Raw genomic sequence first — 20,030 nt, forward strand, 5'->3', positions numbered from 1 at the left:
GTCATAGTTAAAAATAAAATAAGAATCAGTATTTCATATTCCATTCAGAAGCAGATAACACATTCCCTTTCTCCCCTAAGAAATGCTTATAAAACAAATCATAAGACAGCACATTTTTCACATAGCCACGGGTCTCGGAGAATGGAATACTTTCTACGAATGCAATTGCATCAATACGCCCTGCACTGTTACCTAACCAACGATTCACTCGTGATGGCCCCGCATTATAAGCCGCACTGGCTAAAATACGGTTATTACCAAACTGTTGATAAACATCATCTAAGTAGGCAGTTCCGAGTTCAATATTCATGACTGGGTTAGTCAGTTGGCTGGTATTCACATAGTTGCTAATACCTTGCTTTTTCGCAGTATGTTTTGCTGTTGCTGGCATCAACTGCATTAAGCCCGTTGCACCCACAGGTGATTGTGCTTGAGGGTTCCATGCACTTTCTTGACGAGCAATTGCCATTGCATAACTTTTCTGGATGCTTTTATCACGAGTATAAGTATTAAATTGCTTTTCCCATGCAAGAGGGAATCGCTCTTCCAGATGATCCCACAACTTCGCCGTGATCGTGGCTTGAACGCTGAGATCTGCCCATTTATTGTTAAAGGCATAGCGCGCTAACTGCTCCTGCTGATTAGCAGACATCGAAGAGACTAAATTAATCCATTCGGAACGCGCAAGATTATCCATTTCCCAATACATCAATTCACGTACACGCTGAATTTGCGGCATATTATGAATACTTTCATCCGGTTGTACGGCTTTATTCACATACACGGGATAATCCATTTTCAGCTGCTGAGCCGCAACCATTGGATAAAAACCACGTTTTGACGTTAACTGGCGCAGTAGTGTTTCCCCTTCTGCGGTTTTACCTTGATCAATTAATGTCATCGCCTGCCAATATTGCCACTCTTCCTTATTTTTCACTTCATTAGGAAGTTGCTTCAACCACGTTGCGACGCCCGCTTTGTCACCTTGCCCCAAGGCCAAGCGCACGCGGCGCTCTTTTAAGGTTGCTGAATTCGTTTCACGGATAGTTTCATCACGCCACATTGCCTGCTCAGGGGTTACATCCCCCATGTATTGCCATGCTACGCTATCTTTGAGTTGCTGGGTTTCTGCCATATTCATTTTCTGGGCAGAACTAATTCCCGCTAAAGCGGCACGCGCTTCATCCGGTGATTGACGTGCAAAGCGACTAAAACCCGCTATCGTCGCTTGGCGAGTAAAATCTGTTGGTGTGAGGTTTTTGGCGAATGCCACTACCGATGCCGGATCATTTTGCAATTTAACCAACGCATCTGCGACCGTTTTATAGCTGTTCGGAAGACGCTTAGCAAGGTAAGTTGCGGTTGACGTATTTCCTTCTTTGATCGCTAAATGAATGCGCGCCAAAATCATATCGGTCGATAGGTAGCCTTCCCTTTCCCACTCATTAAATAATTTGTCGCAGGAAGCTGGCATCGAATGGCCATTGAGCCATAATTTTTCAGCACCTTGCCACGCAACTTGCTTATTTCCCGTTGCCCAATTTGCAAAATAGAAATTACATTGCGCTTCTGCTGGTTGAGGAGCTTCAGGGCTAAATTCCAGTAATGATTTCCACTCTTGGCGACGTGCTAACTCATTCACAAAACGGTTTTTGAGTGTTTTTGCGGCAGGTAACGTCGGATAGGTATTAATGAATTCTTGAGCTTGTCTTGGGGAGATAATATCCAAATCTTGGGACAGCTCACGGTAAACCAAATAGGGATAGAGTGGATAATCCTGTAAGGTTGGTAACAATCGTTCCACTTCATCCATTTTATTGGCATCCCAAGCGAGCTTAATCGCTTGATAACGTTCACGTTGTGCCTGTAAAGAATCCGCCCAAACTGTTGTGGATACTAACAGCATCGTCACTGGAACTGCCACTAACCAACCTTTCATATTTACCCGCTCCATCGCTTAAATCCTGTTAGAGATAAACCTCAAACATACCCAAAGCATCAATTACATGTATCAATAATATTAATGCTACCTAAAGTTTTCAGCCAGTGACAGTGGAGATTTCTTGAATTTATCGAGTTTACAATACTTTTACACTCATTAGTGCGGGGGGGCGGGGCGGTTGAAGGCGCTAGAAAAACCAACATCATCACGCCAACAAAATGTGTTGGCGTGAATTATAGGGATATTTATCTGTATTCCCGTTCTAGAAATAATACCTAGATTGCTATTTAGCCAAATTGAAGTTCGCCTTTATTATACGTTAGGTTCGGAAGATGAGCCGTTGAATCAGCTCTCATGCTATTTTCACTCAATAATTTATTCAATGATTGCAGGTCTCCATATACTGAAGAAGAGTGGTGGAGATGGAGACTGACATCGACATCACATTTTGCAAACCCTTTGTCTTCTCTCACTTTTTCAATTCCATTATTTATCGTATTAAAAGCCACTAACATTCTAATATAGTGGTCTCTATCATTAGCGTTCTTCCCCGGTTTGAATTCCCCGCGAACACTATCCGTTCCTTCATTGATAAACTGATAAACCGAATTTCGAATCTCAAATAAATCATCAACAATTTTATCTATTTTGCTACTTAATTGATTTCGTTGTTCCTTATTCGATATTGAATAAGCATTAATCATACTATCCACTTCATTTTGTTGTGATGAATCCAATAAGTGATAAGCATTTAATTCATTCACTGTCGTTGAAGAATTAAAGCCATTGGTTTTTGTATTGCCTTGAGTGGATACATCGCTAAAATCAATTAAATCAGAATGACGATGAGAAATATTAGCTGAAAACATATTAATTCCTTTTACGCAGATTTATTTCAGTATAAAAACACAATGATAAGTAAATGAGTCCATATTTTTATAACGCTAATAAACCATGCTTAAAACATGCTATTTATCCCGTTATCGCTCCCATCTTAAACGAGTTAATGATTACTAAATTGCACGAAACGCCATCCTTTGCGTCATAAACAATCTCATGGTTTGATCGCAACAACAGACAAAATTTTGATCGATATGGCACTCTCATATGGGAAATTATTGACTTAGGTACAAGAACAATTACAGTTAGGCACAAATGATTTTACTGTCTATGGGAATTCCCCCTCTGAGCACATAAGTTGCCAGGTTGAAGTACTAAAATGCTAAAGTTAGCGATAAATGTCCCTGATATGTCTCATAGATGAAAAATATTTAATTTTTTCTTATAAAACAAAAGGTAAGATAAATTGGCTCAATACGTCTACAGCATGTATCGAGTGGGAAAAATTGTTCCACCGAAACGTCATATTTTAAAAAACATCTCTCTGAGCTTCTTTCCTGGAGCTAAAATTGGTGTTTTAGGTCTTAACGGTGCTGGTAAATCCACCTTACTGCGCATTATGGCGGGTATTGATACGGATATTGAAGGGGAAGCACGTCCTCAGCCAGGCATTAAAATTGGTTATCTGCCACAAGAACCAAAACTGAACCTTGAGCACACTGTACGTGAAGCGGTTGAAGAAGCCGTAGGTGAAGTGAAACAAGCATTAAACCGTCTTGATGAGGTTTATGCTCTGTATGCCGATCCTGATGCGGATTTTGATAAATTAGCCAAAGAGCAAGGTGAGCTAGAAGCAATTATCGCCGCTCATGATGGCCATAATTTGGATAACCAACTTGAGCGTGCCGCGGATGCATTACGCTTACCAGCTTGGGATGCCAAAATTGAAAACCTCTCTGGTGGTGAACGCCGCCGAGTGGCAATTTGCCGCCTACTGTTAGAAAAACCTGACATGTTGCTACTCGATGAACCGACTAACCACTTGGATGCTGAATCCGTCGCTTGGTTAGAGCGCTTCCTGCATGACTACGAGGGCACCGTTGTGGCAATTACCCATGACCGTTACTTCCTCGATAACGTCGCAGGCTGGATCCTCGAACTTGACCGTGGTGAAGGTATTCCTTGGGAAGGTAACTACTCTTCTTGGTTGGAACAAAAAGATGAGCGTCTGGCGCAAGAAGCGTCAACTGAAGCTGCTCGTCGTAAATCCATCGAGAAAGAACTTGAGTGGATCCGTCAAAATCCTAAAGGCCGCCAATCGAAAGGTAAAGCGCGTCTGGCTCGCTTTGAAGAACTTAACAGCGTCGAATACCAAAAACGTAACGAAACCAGCGAGCTGTTTATTCCACCTGGACCACGTCTGGGTGACAAAGTACTCGAAATTGAAAACCTGAGTAAATCTTATGGGGATCGTGTACTGATCGACAACCTGAGCTTCTCGATCCCGAAAGGGGCGATCGTGGGGATCATCGGTCCGAACGGTGCGGGTAAATCAACCCTATTCCGCATGATTTCAGGTCAAGAACAACCGGATTCTGGCTCAATCACGTTGGGTGATACCGTGAAGATTGCTTCCGTGGATCAGTTCCGTGATGCGATGGATGATAGCAAAACTGTATGGGAAGAGATTTCCAATGGTCAAGATATCATGCGTATCGGTAACTTTGAGATCCCAAGCCGTGCTTATGTTGGTCGCTTTAACTTTAAAGGCATTGACCAAGGTAAACGTGTCGGTGAGCTATCTGGTGGTGAGCGTGGTCGTTTACATCTGGCAAAACTGCTGCAAGTTGGCGGTAACATGCTGCTCCTCGATGAACCAACCAATGACCTTGATGTTGAAACTTTACGCGCACTGGAAAACGCCCTGTTAGAATTCCCAGGCTGTGCAATGGTTATTTCCCATGACCGTTGGTTCCTTGACCGTATCGCGACTCACATCATCGATTACCAAGATGAAGGCAACATTACCTTCTTCGAAGGTAACTTCTCTGAGTACGAAGATTACAAGAAACGTACTTTAGGTGCTGATGCGTTGCAACCACATCGTATCAAGTATAAAAAGATGACTAAATAGTCCCTTTTTATGATCAAAAAACGGCACCTTTGGGTGCCGTTTTTTTAATTACATTGAGTTATCTAGCATCAGTAATTGCTGAACTAACGAAACACACTCTAAGAAACGTGAGTCATAGTCTGAGGATTCCACATGGACAAAATCAATACTGTTTTTCTTCAGCATCTCAATCAATAAAGTTTGAAACTCCATGCGGTCTTTATCACTGCCTAAACTACGTAACCCATCCGCCACCCACGGCGTATTATTCTCCAGCACAATCACCAAATCAAAACGATACTCGTCAATCAATGCCTGCACGAAAGGGTGCTCTTTACCCTCATAACGCAGACAAAATGCTTGAGTGGTGACAAAATCCGTATCAATGAAGGCCACTTTGTTCGCATACTTCACTGCAAAATCAATATACTGGGCATGCCCTAACGCAATTTTATCGTAATCAGAATATTGCAGCGCCATCTCATCACCACCCAAATGGCTGAAGACATAATCGCGCCCATACTCCCACGCACTGGTAGTATTAAAAATATTCGCCAGCTTATTCACTAGCGTTGATTTCCCGCTAGATTCGCCACCTAAAATTGCCACTTTACGTACAAAGAAAGGCTTCACTTCGGTTGGAATATATTCCCAATAACGGAATGGCGCCTGACGAATTTGATTTCCACTGATATTCATAAAGGTGCGTTCAGGATCAATCAAGATAGTTTCGATCCCAAGGTGTTTTTTATAACGTTGAACATCATTTGACTCACCAGAATAGATAAAGCTAGGATGAATATTGTGCTTTTTCATAAAGCCTTTCATTCCTTCGCTCCACACTTCCCAACCGTGAGGATAAGGCTCAATTCCTTGCTCATCAAATGAGTGAATATGAATATTTTTTTGATACTTAAAGGTTTGTAGCAACCAGCGCAGTCGGTCACTCACGGTAGGCTGTTGAGACATGGAGCTATTCACAAATAGCTCTTTATCGCGAGGCTCGTCGTGACATAAAATTACATGCAGCTCATCAACTTGGCTACAAGCTCGCTGAATCAAATAAATGTGCCCCGTATGTAACGGATAAAATTTACCGAATACCACGCCAATCGTTTTTTGTTGGATGGGATACTCCAAGCCTAAGAAGCGATGAAGTGCAGCAATTTTTTGAGCACTCGGACTTTTGATTTTGTCATTAATTAACTGGCTGAGATACCCTTTGGTCATCTCTGTTGCATCAGCTACTTGCTGTAATGTATAACCAGCACCCTTGATGGCACTTTTTAGATACTCAAATTCAGCCATATTATTTGTCCTTTCGCTTTTATTCCCTTTTTAACAGAGAATCTTTTCTCTCGCTATCGCATCATTATCTAAATGATCCGTGTTGTCGCTAGGCGCAAGCAACAGCGCGGAGCATGACGATAATTTAGAGCTCATCGAGAATACTTAACGCATCCGCCAACTTCTTCACCCCATACACTTTCATATCAGCCGGTAATTTTTTTGGCATATTGGCATGGGGAACGATAGCGCGTTTGAAACCATGTTTTGCCGCTTCTGAAATACGTTCTTGCCCACTCGGTACAGGGCGGATTTCCCCTGCCAGTCCAACTTCACCAAACACCACTAAATCGCGAGGTAAAGGACGATCTCGGAAACTCGACACTAAAGATAATAGCAACGCAAGGTCAGCACTGGTTTCCGTCACTTTGACGCCACCGACCACATTCACAAACACATCTTGGTCAGACATTTGTAGCCCGCCATGGCGATGCAGCACCGCCAGCAAAATAGCCAAACGGTTTTGTTCTAAACCGACGGCAACACGGCGTGGATTGGACATCATAGAGTGGTCGACAAGGGCTTGAATTTCGACCAGTAATGGGCGCGTACCTTCCCACACCACCATCACCGAGCTACCAGACGTCACTTCATCTCCACGACTTAAAAAGATAGCGGATGGGTTGCTGACCTCTTTTAAGCCTTGTTCGGTCATGGCAAATACGCCCAGCTCATTGACGGCACCAAAGCGGTTTTTGTGGCTGCGTAAGGTACGAAAACGGTTATCCGCATCACCATCGAGCATAATCGAACAGTCAATGCAGTGTTCAAGGACTTTAGGTCCCGCCAGTGAGCCATCTTTGGTGACATGACCGACCATGATGATCGCCACGCCGCGAGTTTTGGCAAAGCGAGTCAGATAGGCGGCGGTTTCACGCACTTGCGCGACGCTACCCGGCGAGGATTGGATATCCGCCATATGCATGACCTGAATGGAGTCGATCACCATCAATTTAGGCTGTTCTTGCTCGGCAGTCAGGCAGATTTGTTCAATACTGGTTTCCGACAACATATTCAGTGAATCTGTCGGTAACCCTAAACGGTGAGCACGCATCGCGACTTGCTGTAGGGATTCCTCCCCAGTCACATACAGGGTTTTCATTCCTCGGGATAGCAAGCACATAGTTTGCAGCAATAGGGTACTTTTACCTGCCCCCGGGCTTCCCCCGATCAAAATTGCACTTCCCGGTACTACCCCTCCTCCCAACACGCGGTCAAACTCTTTAAATCCGGTGGTAAAACGCGGCAGTTCTTCGAGGCTAATTTCAGACAGTTTTTGGACTTTACTGACGCCAGCCGCATTTCCTGCATACCCCGTCAGCCTATCTGTACGAGCCGCCGCCGTCGATGCCAAGCGCACTTCCGTAATGGTATTCCATGCATTACAGGCACTACACTGCCCTTGCCAGCGCGGATAATCCGCCCCACACTCATTACACACAAATGCCCTTTTTGCACCTTTCGCCACAGCAACTCCTTAATCACCCAATAAAAATATTTAGCGCTTTATTTTTAAATCTTTAATTCTTTGACTTTTAACTTCTACAAATTTTCTAAATAGTTCACGTTACGACTAGGCGGCAAGTGAGGATATTCCTAGGAGCATACACAAGTATGTGACTAGGATAACCGAAAGAAGCCAACACCCCTACAATCCGAAATATGACGAAAACTCTTTAGTTTTTAACTTCTACAAATTTTCTAAATAGTTCACGTTACGACTAGGCGGCAAGTGAGGATATTCCTAGGAGCATACATAAGTATGTGACTAGGATAGCCGAAAGAAGCCAACACCCCTACAATCCGAAATATGACGAAAACTCTTTAGTTTTTAACTTCTACAAATTTTCTAAATAGTTCGGCGTTGTAGGTAGGCGGCAATTGAGGATATTCCTAGGAGCATACATAAGTATGTGACTAGGATAGCCGAAAGAAGCCAACACCCCTACAATCCGAAATATGACGAAAATTAGCGTTCCTCGTGCTTGAGCCCCCCGCTCAGGACACACAAAACCCCCATGAGATCCGCATGCTTAATCCCCACTTTCGCCCTCGCATACACTTTCGGCTTCGCATGATACGCAATTCCCAACCCTGCTTTTCTGAGCATTTTGAGGTCGTTTGCTCCATCACCAATAGCCACAGTCTGTTCCAGTGGAATGTCTAATTTTTCAGCCAGTTTTACGAGGGTTTGTGCTTTGTATTTGGCATCCACGATAGGGCCTTTAACTTTCCCCGTCAGTTTGCCATTTTTCACTTCGAGTTGATTAGCCACGGCCGCGACCAGCTTTAAGCGTTGGCGCAAATTATCCGCGAAGAAAGTGAAGCCACCGGACGCAATCGCAATATGCCAATCCATCGCTTGGAGTTTGCGAACCAAGCTGGTCAATCCGGGCATCAGTGGCAAGGTTTCAAGGACTTGATCGAGGATTGCAGCATCTGCACCTTCGAGAAGTGCAACACGAGCACGCAGACTTTCTGTAAAGTCTAGCTCACCTTGCATCGCCCGCTCAGTCACTTCAGAAACTTGTTCACCCACACCGACTAATCGAGCAATTTCATCAATACACTCGATTTGGATCGCCGTAGAATCCATATCCATCAGCAAGATCCCAGGAGATCGTAAACGCGGAATTTTACCTAATGGCACCACATCCAATTGACTATCATCGGCAAGTTTTTTAATTCTAGGAGTAATGCTGCCGGCGATGCGGACAACTTGATAGTCATCAATGCGCCAAGAAGAGACGATCACAATAGCGATCCCTAAACGCTGCTGGAAATCACTGATCCGGGCTTTATCTAAACCACGGCCATATAATAACCACCCTGTGTCCCCTGCACGATAATCTAATGGCATCACTTCTTCACCACTTAGTGAAAGTGGTAAACCCGGCCATTTCTGGATTTCATCGGGCAGATAACAATAGGTCAAACTCGTTGACATGAAAATTAGCTCCTGTAGTGGATACAAACTTTTGTGGGCACAACCTTTTTTTTGTAATGTATACCCTGAATAAAATTACTATACTTAGATTTTCCAGCACGTTATCGTTTTGCTATTCACGCCATTGCGGTCAAACAGACAAAGAGCACCATTAATCTTATGAAACTCCCGTTTAGGCTACACAAAACCGTTATTATCGTTATTTGCGTTGCACTGGTAACCTTGCTGATGCATGGGGTTTCATACTTGGGCTATAGCCAAAATCAAAATCGAGTGGAACAATTTAAGCAATTAACTCAGGTATTAGCTGAGCAAGTGGCATTCAGCTTATCCGATTATATGGTTCCCGGCAGCAAAGATTTTAATTTAGAACGAATTAATGCCAATCTTAATCATCTCGCCCGAGATAAATATATTTTAGATGCGAGTTTATATACTGCCGCAGGCGTGCTAGTCACTCAAGTCGGTGAGCCTACAACCGTCAAAGAAAGGTTGGCTATCGATAGCAATGTCGCACTGCAAAATTTTCAATATCAGCTAGTCGTCCCCGTTCAAGGGGAAAAAGAACCGAAAGGCTATTTACGCCTAACTATCGATACTGAATTGCTCATCGCAGATACTCAACAAACCGATAACAGCACAAATATTATGCGCACTTTTATATTATTAGCATTGTGCATCGGATTTATCTTGGCAAATACGTTATTCCGTTTGAAGAAAAAGAAAGGTCAGCAGCAGCCGTTAATTGTCACGCCAGAAGAGAATGATGAAAGTGATAATGGCAAGGGAGCCGTACAACAAAACAGCCCCCCACTAAAAACACCGAATAAACGTCCTCACGGAAAACGCCGTAAGGAACCGAGTGCACATCGTTCCAGACGAGTGGTAAAAAAACACGTCAATAAACCAGAAAATTAATCGAAAAAAACAACCCATTTATTCTCTAGATTGACGTCGTATCGAACACGATCGGCGCAATTAGCTCCACTTTTCCTTCAACAAGTAACGTTTCTGGTGGTACAGGGAATGGCGCTGCTCGCTGGATAGTCGCCATTGCCTCTTTATCCAGAATCTTAGTTCCTGATGAGTTAATCAAACTCGCACTCACCAGCCCGCCATGGTTATCAACGATAATTTTTACCTGCGATACTCCTGTAGAACGAAAACGCAATGCCGCTCTTGGGTAACGCTTGGATTTTGCTAGTCGCTGATGGACTTCACTTTGCCATCCTTGATGGCCGCTCACCGCTGCCGCAGCATTGCTGGAAAAATTAGCGCTGTTATTCGATGCACTACCGGATGTCGGCACGGAAGTCACCATTGATTCTTGAGGGGAAACCGGCGCGTCTTCCAACACTTTTTTCTCTTGGATTTGTTGCTTTTTCGGTGGACGTTTTTTCTCGGTAACTCGGGTTAACGTTCCGTTATCTACGAGGGGAGTTTGGGGTAATTTTTCTACTTTTTCAACGACTTCAGGTTGAATTTCCTCACGCGTCGCCATCTGCTGTTTTGGGGCGTTATTCACCTCAGGCTCATTCTGCTGTTCAAGCTGATATAGCCCCAGCTGCAAAGAGATTGCAGGTGGCAAAACTCCAGTTCTCGGAAGATTCGACGTGAACCATCCAATAAAAATCATTGCGAGTGTTCCATGGAAAACAAGACTAACAAATAAACCGCCCAGAGGACGAAAAATTGGGCGATCCAGCTGACCCATACTGCTGTTCATATTTTGCCTCACATCTTTATTTTTCGCCGATTATAGGCATAATACAAATCAAAATGATATTCATTATTATTAATAAAATAACAATAGTAACTACAAGGTATTGATTTATTTTACAAAGTAAATTTGAGCAAATAATTTGAACTCTTTCACTTTTGACACCAGAAAATGACTATCGATAAATCCCTTACCCGCAAGATTAGTGGGGCGTACCAATCAACCCATAGCCAGCTTGTGCGATTTTTCCGCAATCGGCTAGGTAATAGTAACGATGCGGATGATTTATCACAGGATGTGTTTACACTATGGCTGAACCGTAAAGCGGAGGATCCCGTCAAAGAGAGCCGCGCTTATCTGTTCAAAATTGCCAGTAATGTGTTAATTGACCATTGGCGACGTAATCAGCAACAAAATCAATCAGCGACTTCGATTGATGATGTCGCTCATGAGCATAGTTTCGAGCAAACTGCGGCAGATCCCAGTGAAATATTGGAACATCAGCAACGTATTACGCAGTTAAGTGAAGCCATTGATCTCTTGCCTCCTCGTCGTCGAGAAGCGTTTTTGCTGTATCGCTTTGATGGCTTATCGCAAAGTGAGATTGCTGAACGGATGGAAATTTCTATCAGTATGGTTGAAAAACATATTGCTGCGGCATTAGTTCACTGTAAAAAATACCTTGAAGATCAGGGCAATAATAAGTAATGGCAGACTCAAAAACTCAGCAACTGGATGAACAACAGCGCATCGATGAAGACGCGGCGCTGTGGTTTACTCGCGTACATAGCCAGCGGCTTAGCGACCAGCAATCTCAGCAATTCAAAGCTTGGCTACAAGCTTCGAAAGCTCATGCTGATGCTTTTGAATCTATCGCCGGAATTTGGCAAGATTTTGATGAAATGCCACGTCCGACGAGTACTGATATCACGATACCCAAACGCCAACTTTCTTTTTTTTGGAAGCCAATGGGTCATCTTGTTGCCGCCTGTTTTATTGCCGCCGTACTCTTTTTACCCTATAGCCACCTACCGTCCATGTTATTAAATAACATGACATTAGCCGCCACTGATTCCCCTAAAGAAGTCACTCTATCCGATGGCTCACGACTGTTTCTTAATCACAATACTCGAATCCGCGTCGCCTATGAGACCCAAGTTCGCCAAGTGTATTTAGACCAAGGCACCGCTTACTTTAAGGTAAAGTCGAATCCTTATCGTCCATTTATTGTTCAAGCGGATCAACGGCGGATCCAAGTGGTAGGAACTGAATTCGAAGTCAATAAACAAGGGCAGCAAATCGCGGTAAATGTCAGCCAAGGTATCGTCACCTTTCAAAGCCAAAAAGAGGCTAAACCGGTATTTTTACTCGCTGGGCAAAGTGCCGTAAGTCCGAAAGTTGATGGCCAAATCGCGTTACGTAACGTTAATCCCCAAGATGTGGCGAGATGGCGTTACGGTGAACTGGTTTTTGTGGATAAACCGCTTTCTGATGTTCTTGCAGAATTAAAAACCTATTCAAGTTTCAATGTTGAACTTTCGCCAAGCACATTAGCCGCTCGAAAAATCTCTGGTCGAATAAATCTCCAGCGTCCTGAAGCCTTTTTTCAGGCACTTCCCTCATTGCTTCCTGTACAAGTTGTCTATCAAGACAAAACTAATCTATTGATTATTCAGAATAAACAAAAATAACTGAAAAATATTTTCATTTGCAGGTGAGGATAATTCTCATTTCACCCTCTTCTTAAGTAGCTTCATTTTTTATTGAACATTTTATCGCACACTTTTTGTGCAGCTTAAGAATAAGGGATATCCATGGCAATTCAATTCACAATCGGCCGATTTAAACCGATTGCGCTGTCAGTGGCGGTCGCTAGCGCCTTAGTCAGCCAATCAGTTATCGCTCAAGAACTTACGTTTTCACTACCCGAACAAGGGCTTGCTAGTTCCATTGAGCAAATTAGCCGTCAAGGGCAAGTTGCACTGTTATACGATAAGGGGCAGCTTAACGGCTTACGCGCCCCCGCATTATAAGGGACTTATTCTCCGCAAACCGCATTACAAAAAATCCTCATTGGTAGCGGGTTAGAATTAGTCAATGAAAATGGCATGTTAGTGATCCGCCCGCAGAATTTAAACCAAGGCACATTGGTTCTGCCCGAAACCCAAGTTTCTGGCGCGGTGCAAAATCACCCATCAATGGATGTGATGTCGGCACCACAATATGTCACCGCAGAAGAAATTAGCCAAAAAAACACCGGTGACGGCAACATCACAGATTTAATGAAAACCAACCCTGCGGTGCAATTTGCCAATAACGATAGTAACTCCATGAACCAAGGGGAAATCAAGCCTTCCCGTATTTCTATTCACGGTTCGAGCAGCTACCAAAATGCCTATCGCCTTGATGGCGTCAGTTTCAATAATGACTTTGACCCTGCCGATAATGGCTTAGGGGAAACGGCAACGAAGCTCAGCAGTAGCGATCAAGGGATCTACATTGATAGCCGCTTGATTGATAGCATGGCAGTCTACGATAACAATATTCCTGTGGAATTTGGTGGTTTTACTGGGGGCACCGTTGAAGTAAATAGCCGCCGCTGGCAAGGTGAAAATAGCGCCCATGCCTATTATCGCTTGACCCGCTCTGGCTGGAATAATCTGTTCCACGATTCAACCCAAGCCATTGATACCAGCAAGAATGACACCGCAAACCCTGCTCGTTTCCAGAATCGCTATGATAAAAATGATTTTGGTGGTTGGTTTGAACTGGGTGTCACCGAAAATTCTGGGGTGGTATTCTCCGCATCACGCCGTAGCTCGACAATCCCGATGACCGTGACGGGAGGAACAGGCGTCACACTGAATGGTAATGGGGAATTAGAAGAAATTTATTCCGCTGAAGGTACCCGTAAACAACGCCGAGATTCAGATAACTTTTTCCTCAAGTACAGCATGAATCTTTCCCCACGAGATTCTGTCGACTTATCAATAAACTATGCCAAATATGATAGCTATCTTTTTGCTAGCTCCGTACTGAACTCTGGCTATGACAGCACCCATGATGGTCTTGGCTTTACCGGTGTTTTCAAACACGAATATGACATTGGTAAATTAGAGTTAACGGCAAGTACTCAAGATCTCAAAGACGATCGTAAAAACGACCAAACAGACTATGTTGAGTTACTGGATTATAGTGACTGGAAAAATCCTCAATCATTACGTAGTGGTGGTCAAGGGGATCTCACGACAGAACAGAGATTGCATTCGGCAAAAGCCGCCCTGCGTTTCAATCCAATCATTGATGGTTTAGGAATTACTCACCAGCCGACAATCGGTTCAGAGATCGCTTACACCAAAGGAACTTATAAACGAGATAAAGATTATTATCGTTACCGTTTTGTTGGAAATGCCGATAATCTTCAATGGGTTGGTTCAGCCCAAAATATTACTCGTTTCCAAGCTGGTACGCACTCAGCTGATTATACAAACTACGCGATTTTCCTCGATGATAATCTTCAGTACGGCAAACTAACCCTACGCCCAGGATTGCGTTTAGATCGCGATGATTTTGTTAACCGTACCAACATCGCACCTCGTCTTTCAGGAACTTATGATTTATTTGGAGATCAAAAAACTCAGCTGATTGCAGGAGCTAACCGTTATTATGGTCGCTCAATGCTGACCTATGCTCTGTATGGTGCACAAAACGCTGGTATGCAAAACTGCCTTTTCATGTGCGATGTTGACCCAAGTAAAAACGAATGGAACGATGCCCGTGACTACGAAGGGATTGATTCACTTAAAACACCTTACAATGATGAGTTAACCCTCGCACTGCAACAAGAAGTTTTATCTACGACTTGGCGTTTACAGTATGTTCATCGTGAAGGCTACGATGAAGTTCGTTCCCGTACAAAATATAATACTCGAGATGCCGATAAACGTAGTATCCGTATGTATGATAATGGTGGTCGTAGTTCCCACGATACAGTGACTTTATCTGTTAAAAATAGCCAACCTTGGGAATGGGCAGAAGCCTCCCATGTGATGAACGCATCCTTTACTTGGCAACAAAGCGAAAGTAATACCCCAAAAGACACGGGTTATAACGCTTACGATCCAGCAAATAAAGTTAATCTCAATAAAGTGTGGTACGACGGAAAAGTCATTGATTCATCAAAGCTTCCATCCACCAGCTTTAACTCACCAATCAAGTTGAATCTCGAACTGACCAGTGTGTGGGATGAATATAATGTGACATGGTACAACCGCCTGCAATGGTGGGGGTCACGTGACCAAGCTGTTCGTTATGACAACACGTATTACAACGATGCTGAATATGGGCAACTGCGTAAATACACCAAACAAAACTTCGCCAGCAAATATACATGGGATACCCGCTTAGGCTGGAAACCTAACTTCGCTTACGGTTTTGGTTTCTCCGTTGAGGTTAATAATATATTGAATAATAAGAATATTGCAGACCGCTTTATGTTCGATGACCGCGAACTTAAATCCTATGATCCTGGCCGTCAATTCTGGCTACAAGTGAATTACGACTTATAAGTTACCGCAATGAGCAATGTCAAAAACCATAACCAAGAAATAGTGCGATGAAGACTATTAAACAATTTTTCTATTTAGTAACACCTTTTTGGGGGCAGCGTGCTGCCCTTTTGTGCTGGCTATTACTGTTTGCCTCACTGGGATTAACACTCTCCTCCGTCTGGTTCAATGTCAAAATGAACATGTGGAATGGTGACTTTTATAACGCTCTGCAAAAGTTAGATGGACAAGCACTTTACGGGCTATTGCAGTATTTTGTTATTTTAGTCAGTGGGCTAATTTTTGTGGTCGTCATGGGCTCTTACCTCAAGCAGATGCTTATTATCCGCTGGCGTAAAGGTATGACCGAACAAGTTTTGAGTCGTTGGTTATCCAGTAATAGTAAACACTATATGCTGAGATTAGCCTCCCAAGAACCTGATAACCCAGACCAACGTATCGCGGAAGATATCCGCTTACTGATTGAGTCCACCTTGAATTTGCTGGTGACGTTCCTGCACTCCATGCTAACACTAATCTCCTTTGCCGCCATTTTATGGACGCTATCTGGCAGCCTCTCGTTTAGTTTCGCAGACAGTGTTTGGACCATTCCCGGCTATATGTTCTGGGCATGTATTATTTATACTATCTTCGGGATCGCTCTAACCCAGCTGATTGGTTATCCATTACGTCGTTTGCATATGGATAAACAGCGTCGTGAAGCCGATTATCGTAGTAGTTTAATTAACTGCCGCCAGCATGGTGATGCCATCGCCGGACAGCGGGGTGAGAATCAAGATCGTAAAGAATTAATGGGTCGTTTCAGCGAAATCATCCGTAACTGGAACCAGCTCATTCGTTGTGAACGTAACCTTTCGTTTTATACCGTTGGCTATCAGCAAGTGACCGCATTAGCCCCTGTATTACTGGCACTGCCCAAATTTTTGGCAGGTGAAATAATGCTCGGTGGGTTGATGCAATTACGCCAAGCATTCTCCAGCGTTGCCACTTCATTAGGCTGGTTTATTTTTGCCTATAAAGAAATTGCCGCATGGCAAGCAACGGTTGCCCGTTTATATAATTTCGTGGTTTTACTGGAACATGATAAAACCCCTGAAGTCACTATTGAAGAAAATCAATCACCACTCAAGGCGACCGTTAGCTTATTTACCGCAGACCATCGCCCTCTATTGGATAACGTTTCTCTCAATGTCAAAACTGGCGAATTAGTGCTAGTTTCCGGTCGCTCAGGGATTGGTAAATCGACCTTACTACGAACGTTAAGCGGTCATTGGCCATTCTTTCATGGCGATATCACGCGAACTCACAGCGTAATGTGGCTACCTCAGCGCCTCTATCTCCCCGTCAGTCGTCTCGATAACTTGTTAGCGTATCCACAAGATGCCAGTAAATTTTCACAGGCTGAATTACAACATGCGTTGAGCCTCGTTGGATTAGAAAAGCTTCACCATCAGCTCGCCTTAGAAACGGAATGGAATAACCGCTTATCGGGCGGTGAGCAGCAACGGGTGATGTTTGCCCGACTGTTACTCAACCGACCAAAACTGATGTTATTGGATGAAACCACGTCTGCATTAGATGAAAACAGCGCGTTAGCCCTGCTACAACTGCTGAAAAACCAGCTCCCTGAAAGCAGCATTGTGTTAGTGAGTCATCAACGCTTTGTCGGTCAGCTCGCTGATCAACATGTTGATTTAACTGAGTCCCGCAATGATGCCCCTTTAATGACAGGAACCCCTGAATATGTTTCGTAAAATTACTTTAGCTGCCGCTGTTGCCCTGCTGCTTGGTGGCTGTGCTGGCAATATGTCGCCGAAAAATCATGGGCAACAGTTGTTGCCTGTTCGCCAAGACTTACAACATTATCAACTCGATAATGGCTTACAAGTTTACTTGCTGCAACGAGACCAGCCGGGTGTCGAACTGCGTTTATTAGTCAACGCGGGGTCGTTACAAGAAACTGAGCAGCAGCTAGGATTAGCGCACTTTACTGAGCACATGGCATTCAAAGGTACTAAACATTTCCCGGGAACCACTGGCTTTAAACAGTTGGAGCAACAGGGACTGAAATTAGGAAGCCATGTGAATGCAATCACCAGCTTAAACAGCACGTTGTACAAACTATCGTTACCTAATGCAACACCAGCGCAAGTGACCAGTGGATTGCAGGTCATGGCTGATTGGGCGGCGAATATGACCTTCGATACAGATGCTTTTGAAAAAGAGCGCCCTGTGATTATCGAAGAGTGGCGTTTACGCCAAGGAATGGGCTACCGCATCAATGACAGCTTAGAAAAATTACGCTACCACGGTAGCCGCTATGCCGAACGCAATCCGATTGGTTCACTCGATGTGGTTCGCCAAGCCCCCATTGAACAAGCTAAAAACTATTACCAAACGTGGTACCAGCCTCAGCGTATGAGCTTATTGATTATTGGGGACTTTAATTCTTCGTCAGTTCGCAATGAGGTTAACACCTTATTCGCACTTCCGAAGCCAGAAAAAACTTCCCAAGATTCACCGGAGTGGAAGCGCTTTAGCGATTCTAATAATATGTTAGTTCAAGGGATTTTTGATAAAGAGCAAGGAGCGCGTTATGTTCAGTTTGCTCTGCAAAAAAATGTCTCTGCACCGCTAAATACTCGCCAAGGTCAAGCTGAAGATTTGATGGATAATTTATGGTTAACCATCCTAAATCAACGTTTTTCTGTGATGGTGGATAATGGCATTCTGCCGTCTATCAGTATCAATGAGCAGGGATCAATGCTGGATAATCAACGTCTCCAGCAACTCATGATTATCCATCCAAAAGGCAATGATTATGCGGGAGCCACTGAAGTGTTATTCACGGAGTTGCAGCGTCTTGCCACAGAGCCAGTGACTCAGCAAGAATTAGACACAGCAAAACAAGCTATGCTGAAAAAACTCAGCCAACAAGCAGGTTCCGAACAACGTTACAGTAATGACTATATGGCTGGGCAACTGACCACCGCACTCGAATATGAGATGCCAATGTGGAATAAGCGCCAGCAATTAGATAACAGTTACCAGTTAACAAAAGATATCAAGCCACAAGATTTACAACGTCACGTTGCAACACTTTTGCAAGTCGCCTCTCCACGTTTAGCGTTAATTGGCCCTGATACCGATGCCAACAGTGTTAATAAAGCCACCTTTAGCGAACAATGGCAGAAAATTCGCCAAACCTCTCCGGGTCCTTTTGCCTTACGATCTCAGGCGATTAATTTGCAATTACCCGCAGTTACTAAAGGCTCAATTGCACAAGAATCTGACTTACTGATCGCCAAAACAGAGCAATGGATATTAAGTAATGGAATCAAGGTTATTGTTAAATCAGATAAAAATCTGAAAGATGATATTCAATTCAATTTACAGTTACCCGGTGGACGCTCCTTAGAAACCCCACAAACCGCAGGTTTAACCGATTGGGCGTTAAAACTCCCCGAAACCAGTGGTTATGGTAGCTATAGTGCTCGTGATCTAGCCTTGCTCGCAAAACAAAATCAAATTAGTGTGCGACCATACAGTGAGCTACTGACTCACGGTTATCGCGGTAAAACGCCAGTCGATAATTTAGAAACTGCACTAAAACTTCTTAACTTAAAACTAACTGCTCCACAATTTAGTGGTGCAAAGTTAGAACAACAGAAACAAGCATTTGAATTAAATCTGGCAAAAACGCCTGTTGAACGCACTTTCCTCGATCATATTAATCAGCAAAGTTATCAGCACGGCGAGCTATTAGTGATTTCACCACAAGGTGCTTGGAAGCAATTCACCGCCCAACAATTGCAGCAAGCTAACCGCCAATTATTAACGTCGACGGCAGATATGACGTTGGTGATCACCGGAGCCATGAATGCCCGTGAACTGAAACCTTTGTTAGAACAATGGGTTGCTTCTATCTCAGCTCATGATGGTAAGTTGGTATGGCGTAACCAAGGGATCATGCCAAAGATGGAGAGCTTTAATCAGCAATATCCCATCAGTAGCAGCGATAAAAGCATGGTCAGCATTCAATTTGCCGCACCAGCCCAGTGGTCACAGCAAGATCAATTAGCCATGCAGTTAATTGATACGATTGTTAGCCAGCGTTTACGTGGGGAACTACGTGAGAAAGCGAGCGGTATCTATGCCCTTGGATTCTCTCAAATGTTAGCAAAAAGACCGCAACCTTATTATATGGGACGCTTGAATTTTACTACCTCTCCAGAGCGCGCTTCTGAGATGGTACAAATCGCCCAAAAAACGGTGGAAAAAATTCGTCAATCCGGTGTGACAGAGAAAGAGTTAACTGAAGCCAAAAATATCTGGCTCACGGAAAATTCGCAGGTAACAGACAGCTCAAGTTATTGGACTGAAGCGTTAGCTCAAGTGGCAGCGGATGATAAACAGTTCCAACGTATCACTCAAGAGCAAGCAATTATTGAAAAGCTCAGTACTCAAGATATTAACCGGCTTACTAAGCAATATTTAGGTCAAAACCAGAAAGTATTTATGATGACCCCGTAGTGAGATAAAAACAGCCAACC

12 protein-coding genes and 1 pseudogene are annotated in these 20,030 nt (G+C 43.7%); 7 read left to right on the plus strand and 6 right to left on the minus strand.

The features are described 5' to 3' along the window. Nucleotides 1–25: 25 nt before the first annotated feature. Together sltY and PROVRUST_RS15705 are read right to left on the minus strand one after the other, a co-directional pair. Nucleotides 26–1,954: a murein transglycosylase gene (gene sltY, locus PROVRUST_RS15700; RefSeq protein WP_006815871.1), complete on the minus strand. Its 1,929-nt coding sequence runs from the start codon at nt 1,952–1,954 to the stop codon at nt 26–28. Between the two features lie 275 nt (nt 1,955–2,229). Next, nucleotides 2,230–2,811 carry an NleF caspase inhibitor gene (locus tag PROVRUST_RS15705; protein WP_006815873.1) on the minus strand — a complete coding sequence of 194 codons (582 nt, stop codon included), beginning with the start codon at nt 2,809–2,811 and terminating at the stop codon, nt 2,230–2,232. Between the two features lie 437 nt (nt 2,812–3,248). On the opposite strand from PROVRUST_RS15705, the gene ettA reads away from it, so the two are divergent. Further along, nucleotides 3,249–4,916: an energy-dependent translational throttle protein EttA gene (gene ettA, locus PROVRUST_RS15710; RefSeq protein ID WP_039855637.1), complete on the plus strand. Its 1,668-nt coding sequence runs from the start codon at nt 3,249–3,251 to the stop codon at nt 4,914–4,916. Nucleotides 4,917–4,964: 48 nt separating this feature from the next. Here ettA and nadR read toward each other — a convergent pair whose 3' ends face one another. From nadR to serB, 3 genes are all read right to left on the minus strand, one after another. After that, nucleotides 4,965–6,203: a multifunctional transcriptional regulator/nicotinamide-nucleotide adenylyltransferase/ribosylnicotinamide kinase NadR gene (nadR, locus tag PROVRUST_RS15715; RefSeq protein ID WP_006815875.1), complete on the minus strand. Its 1,239-nt coding sequence runs from the start codon at nt 6,201–6,203 to the stop codon at nt 4,965–4,967. Between the two features lie 124 nt (nt 6,204–6,327). Further along, nucleotides 6,328–7,710, minus strand: a complete 1,383-nt coding sequence (gene radA, locus PROVRUST_RS15720) for a DNA repair protein RadA (RefSeq protein ID WP_006815876.1) — start codon at nt 7,708–7,710, stop codon at nt 6,328–6,330. A gap of 501 nt (nt 7,711–8,211) precedes the next feature. Next, nucleotides 8,212–9,189, minus strand: coding sequence for a phosphoserine phosphatase (gene serB / locus PROVRUST_RS15725; protein ID WP_006815877.1), 978 nt, complete (start codon nt 9,187–9,189; stop codon nt 8,212–8,214). 159 nt (nt 9,190–9,348) lie between these two features. Between serB and PROVRUST_RS15730 the strand changes: the two genes are divergently transcribed. Continuing rightward, nucleotides 9,349–10,107, plus strand: coding sequence for an AhpA/YtjB family protein (locus tag PROVRUST_RS15730; RefSeq protein WP_006815878.1), 759 nt, complete (start codon nt 9,349–9,351; stop codon nt 10,105–10,107). Nucleotides 10,108–10,132: 25 nt separating this feature from the next. Here PROVRUST_RS15730 and PROVRUST_RS15735 read toward each other — a convergent pair whose 3' ends face one another. Continuing rightward, entirely contained in the window at nt 10,133–10,915 is a 783-nt protein-coding gene (locus PROVRUST_RS15735; protein ID WP_039855640.1) for an energy transducer TonB, read from the minus strand. 165 nt (nt 10,916–11,080) lie between these two features. On the opposite strand from PROVRUST_RS15735, the gene PROVRUST_RS15740 reads away from it, so the two are divergent. The 5 genes and pseudogenes from PROVRUST_RS15740 to PROVRUST_RS15765 all read left to right on the plus strand — a co-directional run bounded on the left by PROVRUST_RS15740 (nt 11,081) and on the right by PROVRUST_RS15765 (nt 20,010). Continuing rightward, complete coding sequence (locus tag PROVRUST_RS15740; RefSeq protein ID WP_006815880.1) at nt 11,081–11,617, plus strand: RNA polymerase sigma factor; 537 nt, start codon at nt 11,081–11,083, stop codon at nt 11,615–11,617. Continuing rightward, nucleotides 11,617–12,600, plus strand: coding sequence for a FecR family protein (locus PROVRUST_RS15745; protein WP_006815881.1), 984 nt, complete (start codon nt 11,617–11,619; stop codon nt 12,598–12,600). Before PROVRUST_RS15740 ends, PROVRUST_RS15745 begins: the two co-directional genes overlap by 1 nt. A 123-nt stretch (nt 12,601–12,723) precedes the next feature. Continuing rightward, a pseudogene (locus PROVRUST_RS15755) lies at nt 12,724–15,477 on the plus strand (secretin and TonB N-terminal domain-containing protein). A gap of 47 nt (nt 15,478–15,524) precedes the next feature. After that, complete coding sequence (locus tag PROVRUST_RS15760; RefSeq protein ID WP_006815884.1) at nt 15,525–17,231, plus strand: ABC transporter ATP-binding protein/permease; 1,707 nt, start codon at nt 15,525–15,527, stop codon at nt 17,229–17,231. Beyond that, a complete protein-coding gene (locus tag PROVRUST_RS15765) occupies nt 17,221–20,010 on the plus strand; it encodes a M16 family metallopeptidase (RefSeq protein WP_006815885.1) in 2,790 nt (929 codons plus the stop codon). The genes PROVRUST_RS15760 and PROVRUST_RS15765 overlap by 11 nt, the downstream gene beginning before the upstream one ends. Nucleotides 20,011–20,030: the final 20 nt, after the last annotated feature.

The sequence above is a fragment of the Providencia rustigianii DSM 4541 genome, from assembly GCF_000156395.1.
GTDB classification, from domain to species: Bacteria; Pseudomonadota; Gammaproteobacteria; order Enterobacterales; family Enterobacteriaceae; genus Providencia; species Providencia rustigianii.